13 protein-coding genes are annotated in these 16,038 nt (G+C 62.3%); 9 read left to right on the forward strand and 4 right to left on the reverse strand.

Features of this window, described 5'->3' with window-relative positions; all coding sequences use genetic code 11:
* Both ACILRA_RS08890 and ACILRA_RS08895 read right to left on the reverse strand, forming a co-directional pair.
* The coding region (locus ACILRA_RS08890; protein ID WP_395661746.1) for an alpha-E domain-containing protein at positions 1-228 on the reverse strand (228 nt) is incomplete at its 3' end.
* Positions 228-1,640, reverse strand: coding sequence for a circularly permuted type 2 ATP-grasp protein (locus ACILRA_RS08895; RefSeq protein ID WP_395661747.1), 1,413 nt, complete (start codon positions 1,638-1,640; stop codon positions 228-230). The genes ACILRA_RS08895 and ACILRA_RS08890, both read right to left, overlap by 1 nt.
* Before the next feature lie 344 nt (positions 1,641-1,984).
* Between ACILRA_RS08895 and ACILRA_RS08900 the strand changes: the two genes are divergently transcribed.
* From ACILRA_RS08900 to speB, 7 genes are all read left to right on the forward strand, one after another.
* Complete coding sequence (locus ACILRA_RS08900) at positions 1,985-3,382, forward strand: aspartate aminotransferase family protein (protein WP_395661748.1); 1,398 nt, start codon at positions 1,985-1,987, stop codon at positions 3,380-3,382.
* Between the two features lie 131 nt (positions 3,383-3,513).
* On the forward strand, positions 3,514-4,590 hold the full coding sequence (locus ACILRA_RS08905) for a PotD/PotF family extracellular solute-binding protein (RefSeq protein ID WP_395661749.1): 1,077 nt from the start codon (positions 3,514-3,516) through the stop codon (positions 4,588-4,590).
* 202 nt (positions 4,591-4,792) lie between these two features.
* Complete coding sequence (locus ACILRA_RS08910; RefSeq protein WP_395661750.1) at positions 4,793-7,111, forward strand: aminotransferase class III-fold pyridoxal phosphate-dependent enzyme; 2,319 nt, start codon at positions 4,793-4,795, stop codon at positions 7,109-7,111.
* Positions 7,112-7,176: 65 nt separating this feature from the next.
* Positions 7,177-8,049: an ABC transporter permease gene (locus ACILRA_RS08915; RefSeq protein ID WP_395661751.1), complete on the forward strand. Its 873-nt coding sequence runs from the start codon at positions 7,177-7,179 to the stop codon at positions 8,047-8,049.
* Entirely contained in the window at positions 8,046-8,900 is an 855-nt protein-coding gene (locus ACILRA_RS08920; RefSeq protein WP_395661752.1) for an ABC transporter permease, read from the forward strand. Before ACILRA_RS08915 ends, ACILRA_RS08920 begins: the two co-directional genes overlap by 4 nt.
* 3 nt (positions 8,901-8,903) lie before the next feature.
* Positions 8,904-9,986, forward strand: a complete 1,083-nt coding sequence (locus tag ACILRA_RS08925; RefSeq protein ID WP_395661753.1) for an ABC transporter ATP-binding protein — start codon at positions 8,904-8,906, stop codon at positions 9,984-9,986.
* Positions 9,987-9,990: 4 nt separating this feature from the next.
* A complete protein-coding gene (speB, locus tag ACILRA_RS08930) occupies positions 9,991-10,986 on the forward strand; it encodes an agmatinase (protein ID WP_395661754.1) in 996 nt (331 codons plus the stop codon).
* Between the two features lie 6 nt (positions 10,987-10,992).
* On the opposite strand, the gene ACILRA_RS08935 is transcribed toward speB, so the two are convergent.
* Positions 10,993-12,270: an NAD(P)/FAD-dependent oxidoreductase gene (locus ACILRA_RS08935; protein ID WP_395661755.1), complete on the reverse strand. Its 1,278-nt coding sequence runs from the start codon at positions 12,268-12,270 to the stop codon at positions 10,993-10,995.
* A gap of 85 nt (positions 12,271-12,355) precedes the next feature.
* Here ACILRA_RS08935 and ACILRA_RS08940 point away from each other — a divergent pair, with 85 nt between their 5' ends.
* Positions 12,356-13,705, forward strand: coding sequence for a glutamine synthetase family protein (locus ACILRA_RS08940; protein ID WP_395661756.1), 1,350 nt, complete (start codon positions 12,356-12,358; stop codon positions 13,703-13,705).
* A gap of 59 nt (positions 13,706-13,764) precedes the next feature.
* Positions 13,765-15,378 carry a murein L,D-transpeptidase gene (locus ACILRA_RS08945; protein WP_395661757.1) on the forward strand — a complete coding sequence of 538 codons (1,614 nt, stop codon included), beginning with the start codon at positions 13,765-13,767 and terminating at the stop codon, positions 15,376-15,378.
* Positions 15,379-15,457: 79 nt separating this feature from the next.
* Here the strand turns inward: ACILRA_RS08945 and ACILRA_RS08950 are convergent.
* Positions 15,458-16,038 (reverse strand): hypothetical protein (locus ACILRA_RS08950; RefSeq protein ID WP_395661758.1); only part of this gene is annotated, 581 nt, incomplete at its 5' end.

Genomic DNA, 16,038 nt, shown 5'->3' on the forward strand with positions numbered 1-16,038 from the left:
GATCAGGAACTGGATCACCTTGGCGCTGGTGATCTCGGCATGCTTTTTCGAATAGGCGATGTCACAGGCGCAGGATTGCAGCGTCGAGCGCCATTCGTCGCGGTGGCCCTCGACGGCGCCGGGCATGAGCGAGATGCGGTAGCCAACCTCGAGCAGGCGCGCCATGTTCTCCGCGCGCTCCATGTAGCGGGACATCCAGTAGAGGGAGGCGGCGGTGCGTCCGAGCATCAGTCCTCCAGAACCCAGGTGTCCTTGGTGCCGCCGCCCTGGCTGGAGTTGACCACCAGAGAGCCCTTCTTGAGGGCCACGCGCGTGAGCCCGCCGGGCGTCACCCGCACCTTGTCGCCCGAGAGCACGAAAGGCCTCAAGTCCACATGGCGCGGCGCCACGCCGGAATTGGTGAAGGTCGGCACGGTGGAGAGCGCTAGCGTGGGCTGCGCGATGTAGTTCTTCGGCCTGGCCTTGAGCCTGGCGCGGAACGCCTCGATCTCCTTCTTGGAGGAGGTGGGTCCGACGAGCATGCCGTAACCGCCGGAGCCATGCACTTCCTTCACCACCAGTTCAGGCAGATGGTCCAATACATAGGAAAGTTGCTTGGGGTCGCTGCAGCGCCAGGTGGGCACGTTCTTCAGCAGCGGCTTCTCGCCGGTGTAGAATTCGATGACCTCGGGGATGTAGGTATAGATCGACTTGTCATCGGCAATGCCGGTGCCTGGCGCATTGACCAGCGTGACACGGCCCGCGCGGTAGAGATCGAAAAGCCCTGGAACGCCGATGCTCGAGTCATGGCGGAAGGTGAGGGGGTCGAGATAGGCATCGTCGATGCGGCGGTAGACGACGTCCACCCGCTTCGGCTCCTGTGTGGTGCGCATGTAGAGGTAACCGTCTTCCACGAAAAGGTCGCCGCCCTCGCAGAGTTCGACGCCCATTTCATCCGCCAGAAAGGCATGCTCGAAAAAGGCGGAGTTGTGGATTCCGGGGGTGAGGATCACCACCGTCGGCTCATCCTTGCAGGCGGGTGGCGCTACGCTTTCCAGCGTCTTGCGGAGCATGGCGGGGTAGTTTTCAACCGGCGCCACGCGCTGCTGGGCGAAGAGATCGGGGAAGAGATACATCATCGCCTCCCGGTCCTCGAGCATGTAGGACACGCCCGAGGGCGTGCGGCAATTGTCTTCCAGAACGTAGAACTCGTTCTCCGCCACGCGCACGATGTCGATGCCGATGATGTGGGCATAGATGCCGCGCGACGGCATCACGCCCACCATCTCCGGCACAAAAGCCTCATTCTGGATGATGAACTCATGCGGGATGCGGCCCGCCCGCAGGATTTCCTGCCGGTGATAGAGATCGTGGATAAAGGCGTTCAGCGCCCGCACCCGCTGCTCGATGCCGGCGGAGAGCTTGCGCCATTCGGCGGCGGCAAAAACGCGGGGGATGATGTCGAAGGGGATGAGGCGTTCGGAGGCCTGGTTGTCGCCATAGACCGCGAAGGTGATGCCCTGGCGGCGGAAGATCGCCTCTGCCTCGCGCAGGGCACGGTCCACGTCGCTGCGGCTCAGTGTCTTGAGCCAGTCCTCGATCCGGGCATAGGGCTCGCGCGTTGCGCCCGTACTGCCTTCCATTTCGTTGAAGATCGTCATCTGCCGCCTGTATTGCGACGCAGTATGGTGACAAGTTTTGCGGCAGGGCAAGAAAAACATGCCACGCGGGCTTTGCCTGCACAAAAAACGGTCTTGCTGGTGCAAAGATGTTCCGCATCAGCTTTCTTGCGGAAACAGCGTGAAAATGCCATACGAAATGCATGTGTTTCCACGCAACCATATCCGGGGCAATTTTGCCTGTCTGGTCAAAAACCGCATATGATGAAGTGATGCTTCACTGTGCGCGCATCGGCTTCAAGCCTTAAAGCATCTTCCCTGCCTCGTTGCCTGCGCCACCCCTTCAGAGAGGGGTCGTGTCCCGTATCCAGTCTGGAGAGATCCCCATGAACGTCCTCAACAAGAACATCGACATCGCCGAAATCGTCAAGAACGATATCGCGCATCATTTCCACCCGTTTACCGACCACAAGTCCTTCCATGCCGAAGGCGGCCCCCGCGTGATGACGCAGGCTGACGGCATCTGGATCTGGGACGGAAAGGGCAACAAGCTGCTCGACGGCATGTCGGGCCTGTGGTGCGTGAACGTGGGCTATGGCCGCAAGGAACTGGCCGAGGCCGCCTACAAGCAGATGCTTGACCTTCCCTACTACAACACCTTCTTCAAGACGACGACGGTGCCGACAACGGAGCTTGCCACCAAGATCTCCTCCGTGATGCCGGAGCGCTTCAAGCACATCTTCTTCACCAATTCGGGATCGGAATCCAACGACACCATCGTGCGCTTCGTGCGCCACTACTGGAAGCTCAAGGGCAAGCCTTACCGCCAGCACTTCATCGCGCGCACCCGTGGCTACCACGGTTCCACCATGGTGGCGGCCAATCTCGGCGGTTTCCAGGGCATGCATGATCAGGTCGGAACCGAGTTCCCCGGCTTCCACCACGTGCAGCAGCCTCACTGGTTCGATTTCGGCGGCGACAAGACGCCGGAGGAATTCGGCCTCGAGGCGGCGGCCGCCGTCGAGAAGAAGATCCTCGAAGTGGGGCCTGACAATGTCGCCGCCTTCATCGGCGAGCCGATTCAGGGGGCCGGCGGCGTGCTGATCCCGCCCTCCACCTACTGGCCCGAAGTTCAGCGCATCTGCCGCAAGTACGGCGTGCTGATCATCTCCGACGAGGTCATCTGCGGCTTCGGCCGCACCGGCAACTGGTGGGGCTTCCAGAGCTTGGGGTTTGAGCCCGACATCGTGCCGATGGCCAAGGGCCTGTCATCCGGCTACCTGCCGATCGGCGCGGTGGCCTTTGCCGATCACCTGATCAAGGATTTCTTCGAACTCGGCGGCGAATTCTATCACGGCATGACCTATGCGGGCCACCCCGTGGCGGCGGCCGTGGCGCTTCGCAACATCGAGATCATCGAGCAGGAGAAGCTGGTCGAGCGCGCCCGCGAGCTGGGCCCCTATTTCGCCGAAGCACTTGCCTCCCTCCGCGATCACCCGATTGTGGGCGAGACACGCTCGCTGGGGCTCATCGGCGCCATTGAACTCACGAGGGACAAGGCCACCCGCGCCCGCTTCGCCAGCCCGGGCCGGGTTGGAACGATGTGCCGCGACAACAGCTTCGCCCAGGGGCTCATCATGCGCGCCTGCTGGGACACGATGGTGCTGGCGCCGCCGCTGGTGATCACCCGCAAGGAGATCGACCACCTCGTCCAGCTGGCCCGGGCGGCGCTGGATGCCACCCACGCCGCCGTGCGGTCCGAATGCGCGGCAGAAACCGCTTGAAAGTTGCGAGACGTTAAGAGAATTTCAGTTTGCCTGATGGCGGGGATCGCTCTAAATCCCCGCCAATTTGAGCCGCTGCCGTACCGGGCGGAGAAGAATTCGGTGCAGTCATCCCCACGAGGTTAAACGAGATGTCGACCTACCGTCCGCGTTTCCATCCCAGCCGCCGCGCCGTTCTCAAGGGCAGTGCTTTCGCGGTTGGCCTTGCATTCCTGCCGCGCCATTCGCTCTCGGCTGAAGAGAAGAAGCTCAACTTCTACAACTGGGACACCTATATCGGCGAGAACACGCTGTCGAACTTCAATGAGGCCAGCGGCATCGAGGTCAAGATGGATCTCTATGCCGACAATGACGAGCTCTTCGCCAAGCTCAAGGGCGGCAATCCCGGCTATGACGTGATCGTTCCGACCAACGACATGCTGGAACGGATGATCGTGGCAGACATGGTCATCCCGCTCGACCACGCGAAGATTCCGAACATGGCGAATGTCGACCCGGCGTTCCGTGAGGCGCAGTTCGATCCTGGCCGCAAGTTCTCCATGCCCTACATGTGGGGAACGCTGGGTATCGGCTACCGCAAGTCGGAAATGGCCACCCCGCCGGACAGCTGGAAGGTGCTGCTGGACTCCGATGAGTTCGCTGGTTCCATCGCACTGCTCGGCGACCAGTCGAACGTGCTGGGCGCCGCCCTGAAGTATCTCGGCTTCTCCTGGAACTCGACCAAGGCGGACGAGCTCAAGCAGGTTGAGGAGATGCTCATCCGCCAGAAGAAGAACATCAAGGTCTTCGCGGACGACAACGGCCAGGACCTGCTCGCCTCCGGCGAGGTGAAGGTCTGCCAGGAATGGAACGGAGACATCAAGCAGATCATCACGGAAGACGATGACGTTGCCTATGTCGTGCCGAAGGAAGGCTCGCTCTTGTGGCAGGACGTTCTCGCCATCCCGAAGGGCGCACCCCACCCCGGGAACGCGCATGCCTTCATCAACTTCGTCCTCGATGCAGAAGCCGGCCGGGAGATTGCCGAGACGATCCTCTATGCCACCGCCAACAAGGCGGCGCGGGACCTTGCGGCCGACTCCTACAAGAACAACCCGGTGATCTTCCCGCCCGCCGACGTCGTCGCCAAGTGCGAGCCCGCCCTCTATCTCGGCGAGGAGGCGACCAAGGTCCGCGACGAGATCTGGACGCGCATTCAGGCGGCCTGAGCCGGAGCTCAAATCCGAAGCTGACGATCTGGGAACGCAGAAGTGCAAACCACTTTTGCGTTCTTCCTTTTGCGGCTAGCGCGCGTTCCGACCAGGTGGAATCACCTGGTCGAAAAGAACTCGCGCAAGATCAACTGCTTGAGCATGATCTTGTCGCAAAAGTGGTTTCCACTTTTGCGGATCATGCTCTAGTCTTGATCGCATGCTCAATACTTTCCGACCGCCCGAAGTTGCCCTACCTGCGCTCGCCAGCTTCGCGGACGTGGCCTACGGCCTTTCCGGCACCTGGACCCGCCTGGAGGGCGAGCGCGATCAGAACTTCCGCATTTTGCTGGCCGATGGCAGCAGCGTGGTATTCAAGCTCTGCCACCCGGCAGAGGGCGACGAGATCCTGCGCTGCCAGGCGGAAGCGCTCGAGCACATCGCTCTTGCCGATCCTGGCCTGCCCGTGCCGCGCCTCAAGCGCACGCTGGAGTCTGACCTTTTGGGGTGCATGGTCCACGAGGGCACCCAATACCCGGTGATGGTGCTGTCCTGGCTCGAAGGCAGCGTGCTGGGGGAGGCAGCGCTGTCGCGCGCGGCCCTGTACGACCTTGGCCGCCTGCTCGCCCGTCTGGGTTTGGCGCTCCGGGGGTTCGTCAGTGGTGCGCCGGCCGAGCGCGATCTTGCGTGGGATACGCGCCGCGTGATGCAGCTTGCACCGCAGGTCGAGAATCTGCCCGAAGCCGACCGCGGCCTCGCACGCGAGATACTGGAGCGTCACGCGGAGTTCACCACGCCCTTGCTGCGGCGCATGCGCAGCCAGATCATCCATGGCGACGTCCATCCCTTCAATGCGCTTGCCGATCGTACCGGCTTTGTGAGCGGCATCATCGACTTCGGTGACATGGTGCACGGACCTCTCGTTCTCGATCTTGCCAATGCCGCTGGCGATTTCCTGAACCCCGCGCAGGATCCTGAGGAGACGCTCTTCGACATGGTGCGTGGCTACCGCAGCCTCTCGCCGCTCGAGGAGGAGGAGGCGTCCTGCCTGATCGACCTGATCGAGGTCCGCCTCTTGATGACGCCACTCATCGATGCGCTCAAGTCGGCGAATGGAATCCAGTCTCAGGGCTACTTCTCCTCCTTCAACAGCCGCAGCATGCCGATGATTAGGCAACTCCGCTCAATCGGGCATGATCGGCTGAAGGGCCTTCTCCGGCGGGCGGCGGCCTTCCCGGCAAATCCGGATCCTCACCCGAAGCTGGTGGAGGAGGCGCTCTCGCGCCGCCGGCAGGTCATGGGCGAAAAGCTCTACGTGTTCTATGATCCGCCACTGCACATGGTGAAGGGCGAGGGCGTGTGGCTCGAGAATTCCAGCGGACGCCGCTTCCTCGATTGCTACAACAACGTGCCGCATGTGGGTCACTGTCATCCCTACGTGACAGAGGCGATTGCCCGCCAGGCCAAGACGCTGAACACCAACACCCGATACATCACCGACCAGTCCATTGAATATGCCGAACGCCTTGTGGCGCTGTCGCCGGAGGGGCTGACAGCGGTGGTGTTCGTCAACTCCGGCAGTGAGGCGAACGACCTTGCCTGGCGCATGGCCAAGGCGTTCACAGGCAAGAGCGGCGGCCTGGCGATGGACTTCGCCTATCATGGGGTAAGCGAATCCATCGATGCCTTCTCTCCATCCAATGCGCCTGATCACTGGCGCGCGCCGCACATCCGCCTTCTGCCCGCACCCTGCCTGTACCGCGGCGTGCTGGGCGGCGATGTTGCCGAGCCCGGAGCGCGCTATGCCGAACTCGCTGCAGAGCCAATCGCCGAGCTCGATGCCGAAGGTCATGGCGTTGCTGCGGTGATGATCGACTCGGCCTTCATGACCAACGGCATTCTCGATGCGCCAACGGGCTATCTCCGGGGCGTAGCGGCGCGCGTAAGGGCTGCGGGTGGTCTTTTCATCGCCGATGAGGTGCAGTCCGGCTTTGGCCGCATGGGAACTGCGTTCTGGGGACACCGCCACCACGGCGTCCATCCGGACTTCATAACGATCGGCAAGCCGGCCGGTAACGGCCATCCGGTGGGTGCCGTCATCACGCGCCCCGAAATCCTGTCCCACTTTCTCAAGGCCGGGCCGTTTTTCTCGACTTTTGGCGGAAACAATGTGGCGTGCGCCGCCGGTTTGGCCGTGCTCGACGTGATCCGGGACGAGGGGCTGGTTGAGAACGCGCTGGCCGTCGGTGCCTATCTCCGTGACGGGTTGAACCGCCTGGCGGCGAGACATGCCTTGATCGGCGACGTGCGCGGGATTGGCCTTGCGACCGGGGTCGAGCTGGTGCGTGACCGCAAGACCAAGGCACCGGCCCCGGCCGAGATCATCCGTGTCCTGAACCTGCTGCGGGACGAAGGCGTGCTCGTGGGCGGGGAGGGAAAGCTCGGCAATGTCCTCAAGATCCGTCCACCGATCGTCTTCAGCCGCGATCACGCCGACCTTGCTGTTGCGGCCCTCGACCGGGCCCTCGCGAAATTGTAGCCGCGGGGTTGCCGCGGGCGGCAGGGCTGGGCTAACGTCCTCCTACAGGGGGGAGTAGCGGCATCTTGGAGAACTGGAAACGGAACCCGCGGGTATTCTGGACACTGGGCGCAGCGCCGTCGATCTGGCTACTGGCCTTCTTCATCATCCCCCTCGGCTTCCTGTTCATCATGTCGTTCAGCGACAAGGCCGTCATCGACGGCCAGGTGTCGATCAACGAGTATGACTACCTGACGGGCATCACGAACTATCTGCGCGCCTTCGATCCCCTCTACCTCAGCATCATGTGGAAGTCCGTGTGGATCTCGGCGCTTGCCACGGCCTTCTGCCTGCTGTTCGCCTATCCGATCGCCTTCGGCATCTGTTTTGCGCCGGACCGGTGGAAGCCGCTGCTGCTCCTGCTCGTCATCCTGCCGTTCTGGATCAACCTGCTGATCCGCACCTATGCGCTGATTGCGGTGTTCCGCACCCAGGGTTACGTCAACAAGGTGCTGGGCGTGGTGGGACTGGGCCCCTACGAGATGCTGTACAACGACTTCGCCGTCATTTTCGGCCTCGTCTATGTCTACATGCCCTTCATGGTGCTGCCGCTCTACGCCACGATCGAGCGGCTCGACAAATCCTTCCTCGAGGCCAGCCTCGATCTTGGCGCCTCGCAGTTCCAGACCTTCCTGAAGGTCACTGTACCGCTCACCATGCCGGGCATCGTCACCGGCATCATTCTCGTCTTCATACCGTGCCTCGGCACATTCCTGACACCTGATCTGCTTGGCGGCGCCAATGCGATCATGATCGGCAACGTCATCGAGCGGCAATTCAAGGCCGCCAACGACTGGCCATTCGGTGCGGCGCTCTCCTTCCTGCTGATGTATGCAACCTTCGGCGCGCTGGCGCTGCGGTATCTGTTCACGCTGCGCAGCAAGGGGGATGGCGTATGAAGGCCGGATTCGGTTTCAAGCGGGCGCAAGGCCCGCTGGACTACGGCAGCCGCACCTGGCTCAAGGTGCTGTTTGCGGCGATCTTCTTCGTGCTCTACGCGCCCATCGTGACGCTCATCGCCTTCTCGTTCAACACCGACAAGCGCGGCATCGTGTGGCGCGGCTTCACGCTCGACAATTACGTGAAGGCCTGGAACAACGAATCGTTGATCGAGGCGCTCACCAATTCGCTGGTGATCGCCCTCATCGCCACTGTCATTGCCACCATACTGGGGGCGCTTGTGGCGCTGATGCTCTGGCGCTTCCGGTTTCCGTTCAAGGCCGGATATGAGGGTTTCATCGCGCTGCCCATCGTGATCCCGGAAATCTGCATGGCGGTGGCGTTGCTGCTCTTCTTCGTCAACTCCGGCATGATGGCCTTCTTCGTCGACATGCCGTGGCCCCTGAACCTTGGGAACATCATCATCGCTCATGTGACATTCTGCTTCCCCTTCGTCGCGGTGGTCGTGCGCTCGCGGCTTGTCGGTTTCAACCGGCAGCTCGAGGAAGCTTCGAAGGATCTGGGGGCGAGCGAGTGGCAGACCTTCTGGTCGATCATCGTGCCATATATGAAGCCGGGCCTGATCGCGGGTGCGCTTCTCGCCTTCACCCTGTCGCTTGACGACTTCGTCATCACCTTCTTCACCTCGGGGCCGGAAACGGTCACGTTTCCGGTCAAGGTCTATTCGCTGGTCCGCCGCGGGGTCTCGCCGGAGATCAACGCCGCATCGACCGTTCTGATCGTCATCACGGTGGTTGCCACCGTCATCGCAATGAAACTCCAGGCGCCGTCCAAGGCGGACAAGGGCTAACAGATGTCCGACGCGATCGTTTCCATCCGCAACGTCACCAAGGCCTTTCCAGGCGGCGTCACCGCCGTGGACAATGTCTCGCTCGACATCGCGCAGAATGAGTTCTTTGCCCTGCTTGGCCCTTCGGGTTGCGGCAAGACCACGCTGCTCCGCATGATTTCGGGCCTCGAGATGCCGAGTTCCGGCCAGATCATCATCGGTGGCGAGGACATGGCCTTCACGCCACCGAACAAGCGGCCCACCAACATGGTTTTCCAGTCCTATGCGGTGTTTCCCCACATGACGGTGGAGCAGAACATCGCTTACGGCCTCAAGGTCACGGGCGTGCCCTCGGACGAGATCAGGCGCCGGGTGGGCGAGGCGCTGGAGATGGTGAAGCTCACAGCACTCGCCGCGCGCAAGCCGGACCAGATGTCGGGCGGCCAGCGTCAGCGCGTGGCGCTGGCGCGCGCCCTCGTCAAGCGGCCCAAGGTGCTGCTCCTCGATGAGCCGCTCTCCGCCCTTGACGCGAAGCTGCGTGACGACATGCGCCTCGAGCTGACCAGGCTGCAGGAGACCGTCGGCATCACCTTCATCATCGTCACGCATGACCAGGATGAGGCGCTCTCCATGGCAAGCCGCATCGCTGTCATGGACCGGGGCTCGGTGCAGCAGGTGGCGACGCCGGCCGAACTCTACGAGCACCCGCGGAGCCGTTTCGTTGCGGACTTCATCGGCAAGGTGAACCTGATTGACGCGCGCGTTCATCGCCAGATCGGCCGCAAGGTCGATTGCGAGGCGAAGGGCCTTGGCCGGATGGAACTCGCCAGCGACACGCTGGTGGGCGCGCAGGTCGCCATCGCCATCCGGCCTGAGAAGCTCAAGATCGCCCTCTCCGAACCCGCCGCGGCGATCCGCATTCACGGCAAGGTGCGCGACGTTGCCTATTACGGCGACTCCAGCCATGTGGTTGTCGAGGCGGCGGACGGGCTGATGCTGTCAGTCAATGTCCAGAACGAGACCCGCCGCGGTGGTGCGGGCGTCGAGCGCGGACAGCCCGTCTGGGTGCACTGGGCGCCCGAAGATTCGATCGTTCTGTCGGAGTAGAAGAATGTCCCTCGAGATGAATTCCAAGGGCCCGCTTCCGGGTGACAATGCCTTTCGCCGCGAGCAGCTGAAGGGAACGCAGTGGGAGCCGACCTATGCCGGCGCACTGTCCTTCATGCGCCGCAAGTACAGCCGCGACCTGAGCGGTGTCGACATCGCGGTGACGGGCATTCCTTTCGACCAGGCGGTCTCGCACCGGTCCGGCACGCGCTTGGGGCCGGAAGGCATCCGCAAGGCGTCAGCGGAGAATGCCTGGGGCCCGTTCTGGCCCTGGAACTTCGATCCGTTCGATACACTCGCCGTCGTCGATTACGGCGATTGTTTCTTCGACTGGGGCCGCAAGGAGGATTTCCCGCAGCGGCTCGAGGACCACGCAACGGAGATTATTTCGTCAGGCGCTGAGATGATCTCGCTCGGCGGCGACCACTACGTCACTTATCCATTGCTGAAGGCCCATACGAAAAAGCACGGGCCGCTGTCGCTCGTCCATTTCGACGCCCACCGCGACGTCGAGCCCGATGACGGTGGCCGCATCGATCACGGCACCATGTTCGGCTATGCGGTGCGTGAGGGCCTGATCGATCCCAAAACCTCCGTGCAGGTCGGCCTGCGGACAGTGTTCACGGGCGAGCGCACCTATGGTTTCCGCCTCGTCTATGCCGACGAGGTGCACGAGAGTTCGGCCAAGGATATCGCCGGCATCATCACGGAGACCGTCGGCGCAAACAAGGCGTATCTGACGTTCGATATCGACTGCCTCGATCCGTCGGCTGCGCCCGGAACGGGAACGCCCATTCCCGGCGGATTGACCTATCACCAGGCGGCCTCCATCATCCGGCGGCTCACGGCGCTCGATTTCGTTGCGATGGACCTTGTGGAGGTGTCACCGCCCTATGACCACGCGGACATTACCTCGCTGGCGGCCTCATCGCTGGTCATGGAATATCTTTGCCTGAAGGCCTGGCAGAAGGGCGCCCGCGCCGTACCCCTGAAGGACTGAGCCCCTTTAGCTCAGTGCGTCCTTCAGCCGGTAGAACAGCATGGCGGACGCCAGCATCGGTACCCGCACCGGCCCGCCGGGGAAGGGCAGGTGCCGCACCCTGGACAGCAGGTCGAAGCGTTCTGCCGTGCCGCGGATCGCCTCGGCCATGAGCTTGCCATAGAGACCGGCGAGCGCCACGCCCTGGCCTGAATAGCCATGGGCATAATAGGCGGTGGGGCTGAGGCGCCCGCAGTCCGGAATGCGGTTATAGGTAATGGCGATGAATCCACCCCAGGCGAAGTCGATCCTCGCGCCGGCAAGCTGCGGAAAGATCTTGGTCATGCGCGGCTTCATGTAGGCACCGAGATCGGAAGGCTCGAGCGTCGTATAGCTCGCGCGCCCGCCGAACAGCATCCGCGTGTCGGAGGTGATGCGGAAATAGTCGACGATGAAGTTGGTGTCGGCTACCGCCTCGCCATCGCGGATGAAGGAGCGGGCGCGATCCTCACCGAGGGGTTCGGTGGCGATGATGTAACTCGTCACCGGCATCACCTTCCCGTAAAGCTTCGGCACCAGACGGCCGAGATAGGCGTTGCAGGCGATGATCACGAATTTCGCGTTGACCCTTCCCCGGGCGGTGCGAACGAACGGCTTTTCACCCGTGTCCACCTCGACAGCGCGCGAGCCTTCATGGATCGCAGCACCTGCGGAGGCTGCGGCGCGGGCGAGGCCAAGGCAGTAGTTCAATGGGTGGAAGTGACCGGCGCCACCCTCGCGCAGGGCGCCGTGATAGGCCCTGGTCCCGAGCTTTTCCTCAAGCTCAGCCTTGCTGATGATTTCGGTGTCGGCATAGCCGAGTTCGTCCCATTCCGCCTTCCATTCCTTGAGACTGTCAACGCGGTTCGGCTTGGGCAGCACGTGGAGGTATCCCCAGCGCAGGTTGCAGTCGATGCCGTATCGCGTAATCCGCTCCTTCAGCAGCACCTTGGCTTCCTCCGCGAGCGCGAAGCAGCGGCGGGCGTCTTCCTTGCCGAGCTGTGCGGCGATTTTCTCCTGCCCGGAAGAAAAGCCCGTGCAAATCTGGCCACCATTGCGGCCGGATGCGCCATGCCCGACGGTCTCGGCCTCCACCACCACGACCTTGTAGCCTGCCTCCGCCAGTTCGATCGCAGCGGAAAGGCCGGTGTATCCGGCGCCTATGATGCAAACATCTGCGGAGACGTCGCCCTCAAGAAGCGGATATCTGGGAGAAGAATTGGCGGTAGCCTGATAATAGGACGGCGAATGGATCGATTTCGGCATGATCAGAAAGCTTTAGCGGCCCCCCTTTTGTTTGGTCAAGCTTCCGGGCTACATTGCGGATGTTTCAACAATACCTTGGAATATCATGACCCAGTCGAAATTTGAGGAATGGATGCACGATCGCAAGATCAGCGAGGTCGAGTGCCTTGTTGCCGATATGAACGGCACGGCGCGCGGCAAGATCCTTCCTCCGAAAAAGTTTTTGTCCGGCATCCGCTCGCGTGGCCTGCGCATACCTGAGGAGGTGTTCACGCTGACCATCAACGGCCGCTACGTCCAGGACACGCGCGCCGTGAGCGACAGCGCGATCGACATCTACATGAAGCCTGACGCGGATACGATCCGCTTCGTCCCGTGGTATGTGGAGCCGACGGCGCAGGTGATCTGCGATGCATTTCACCTCAACGACGAGCCCGTGGAGATCTCCCCCCGGCACGTGCTGAAGCGCGTGCTGCAGGCCTACAAGGAGAAAGGCTGGCGGCCGGTTGTGGCGCCGGAGCTCGAGTTCTACCTGGTGAAGAAAAACCTCGATCCCGACTATCCGCTCGATGCCGCCGTCGGGCGCTCGGGCCGCAAGGAGCCGGGTGGCCAGGCCTATGGGATCGACGCCGCCAACGACTTCGACCCCATCGTCGAGGACATCTACGACTTCTGCGAGGCGCAGGAACTCGACGTCGATACATTAAGCCATGAAAGCGGCCCGGCCCAGCTCGAGATCAACTTCAATCATGGCGATCCGCTGGAACTCGCCGACCAGGTGTTCCTGTTCAAGCGCACGGTGCGGCAGGCGGCGCTGAAGCATGACATGTACGCCACCTTCATGGCAAAGCCGCATGAGAACGAACCGGGCTCCTCCATGCATATTCACCAGTCGGTGATGGACGCGAAGACCGGCAAAAACATCTTCGCCAGCAAGGATGGCACCCAGTCGAAGCTGTTCCTCAGCCATATCGGCGGGCTGCAGCGCTATCTGGCCGCGGCGCTCTCCCTGTTTGCGCCGAACGTCAACTCCTACCGGCGGCTGGTGCCTGATTCGGATGCGCCCACCAACGTCCACTGGGCGGTCGACAACCGCACCGTATCCCTCCGGGTGCCGTCTTCCGATGCGAGCAACACGCGCGTCGAGAACCGCGTGCCAGGGGCAGACGCCAACCCGTATCTGGCCTTTGCGGCCTCGCTCGCCTGCGGCTATCTCGGCATGATGGAGCGCACCAAGCCGTCGGATCCGGTTGAGGGGTCGGCCTACCGCTACGCCCACACGCTTCCGATCAGCCTTGATGAAAGCCTGGACAAGCTGAACTATACCAAGGCGTTGAAGCAGGTTCTGGGCGAGAAGTTCTGCGAGGCCTACAACGACGTGAAGTACGAAGAGATGCAGAACTACAGGCGCGTCATCAGTTCATGGGAGCGCGAATACCTGCTGTTGAACGTTTGAGGACAAGCGGCTGCGCATGCCGCTATCATGACGGCTGAGTCGAAACGGGGTAATGCGACATGCGGACGGTGACGACATTCCTGCTGGCAGTTGTGCTCTGGGTGGTTCCGGCGCTGCCCGGCCATGCCCAGACCACGGCAAAGGTGCAGGATCCGGAAGACGTCGCCAACGTGATCACCGCCATACTGGAGGATCCGGAGCGGCTGCCGCTTCCGCTGGAGCGCATCCGCCCCGCCCTGGTTCAGCACTACATCCGTGACAAGGGCCCGGTCTACTGGGTTGGCACCGGGCGCATGACGCCCTTCCTCCAGCGCCTCGCCGATGCCGAGGATGACGGGCTGAACCCCGGTGACTATCCGATCGACGCGCTGATGGAGATGCGCGACACGATCGAGGAGTTTGATCCTGAAACCGCCGCTGTTGCGGAGTTGTACTTTTCCGCCTTCTTCGTGGCCTATGCTGCGGACCTGAAGATCGGGCGCCTGACGCCGCAAAAGGTGGACAAGCGCCTGTTCCGCAACCGCAAAACCATTGATGTGCTCCGGGTGCTGACGGACCTTAAGAAGGAAAGCGACCCAAGTGCCTTCTTGTCGCGCTTCGAGTCGCAAAACCCGCATTACCAGGCGTTGAAGCGCATGCTTGCGGTTTACCGCGCAGTCTCCGAAACGATGAATTGGCCCTCGATCCCCACCGGCGGCAATATCGAACCCAACGACAGCGATCCGCGCATACCCGCAATCCGCGAGATCCTGACGATGACAGGCGATCATCCGGGCGGCGGCGGCGGGGAGGTCTATGATCCTGAAACCTCGCTGGCCGTCAGAAGCTTCCAGATGCGTCATGGGCTGGAGGCGAAGGGCCTCATCGGCAAGCAGACGATCATGGCGCTGAACGTTCCCCCAGCTGACCGCGCCCGCCAGATCATGCTCAACATGGAGCGCTGGCGCTGGATGCCTGAAGACATGGGCCCGCACCATTTCATGGTGAACCTCGCCGGTTTCGAGCTCACCGAGATCGAGGACGACGGTGTGGTGGACCGGATGGATGTGGTAGTGGGTGCGGTCGCCACCCAGACGCCGGAGTTCTCCGAAGAACTTGAGTATGTGGAAATCAACCCGACCTGGACGGTGCCATATTCCATCGCCACGAAGGAAATGCTGCCGAAACTCAGGCGCAATCCCATGGCGTATTCCTCGGATTTCGAGGTCTTCAGGGACGGCAAGCTCACCACCTGGGGCGGCATCAACTGGGGCGCCTATGGACCGGGCAGCTTTCCCTTTACCTTCCGCCAGAAGCCTGGGCCGAAGAATGCGCTGGGCAAGGTGAAGTTCATGTTGCCCAATCCGCACAATATCTACCTCCACGATACGCCATCGAAGGACAAGTTCCTTGCCACCGCGCGCGCCTTCAGCCATGGCTGCATCAGGCTTTCGCGCCCGATGGACCTCACCTACCGCCTGGTGGGGGAGATCGCCGGCTGGTCGCGGGAGAAGATCGACGCAGCCTTCGCAAGCGGCAAGACCACGCGCGTCGGCCTTCCTGACCGCATCCCCGTTCACATGATCTACGCCACCGCATTCGAGGGCGATGGCGGCAGCATCGAATTCCGTCCGGATGTTTACGGCCGTGACCGCAAGCTCGAGGCAGCACTCCTCGGCAAGCCGTCGAGCTGACGAGGGCACGCTCTGCGGCCACGCCTGTTAGCCTCACACGGCATTCCTGCTGCCGAAGCCTTGCGCTGGCGGAACTCAGTCATCGCTTCAGCCGGAGCCGCACGATGGCATCGGCCGCGCCGGCATGGCCTGCACCGGCTGCGCGCTCATACCACTCAATTGCCTTATGCTTGTCCGGATTGTCGTTCCTGATCGCAAGGCTGCCGAGAACCACGGGATCGTAGCTTCTCGCCATGCCGAATGCGCCGTCCGGAGAGCCGCCGGTCCATGCCTTCTCATAGGTGAGGCGCGCCTTCAGCACGTCGCCGTTCTTCAGCTGCGCATCAGCCTCGGTGACCAGCAGCCTGGGGGCGGAGAGTTCGGATGATTGCAGCGCTGCCATCATCATGCTGTCGGGCTGCGGGATCGGCGCGGGGTGACCCGTCTTGCCGGATGCGTTCAGTGTTGGGGCCTGGCTGGGTGGCGGCGCCGAAGCGGGCTGGACCACGACGTCCGATAGCGCAACTGTCAAGGTCTTGATGGGCGCTGCCAGTTCGCCCGTCGCCGGTTCGAAGGCTGCGACGGCAAGATCGATTTCGGCATCCTTCGTCTCGGGCACGACGAGCTTCAGGTCCTTCAGCTCCGCCAGCGTCAATGCCCAGATCTTATCCTCGTCCTTGC

The sequence above is a fragment of the Aestuariivirga sp. genome, from assembly GCF_044239095.1.
Classification (GTDB): domain Bacteria; phylum Pseudomonadota; class Alphaproteobacteria; order Rhizobiales; family Aestuariivirgaceae; genus Aestuariivirga.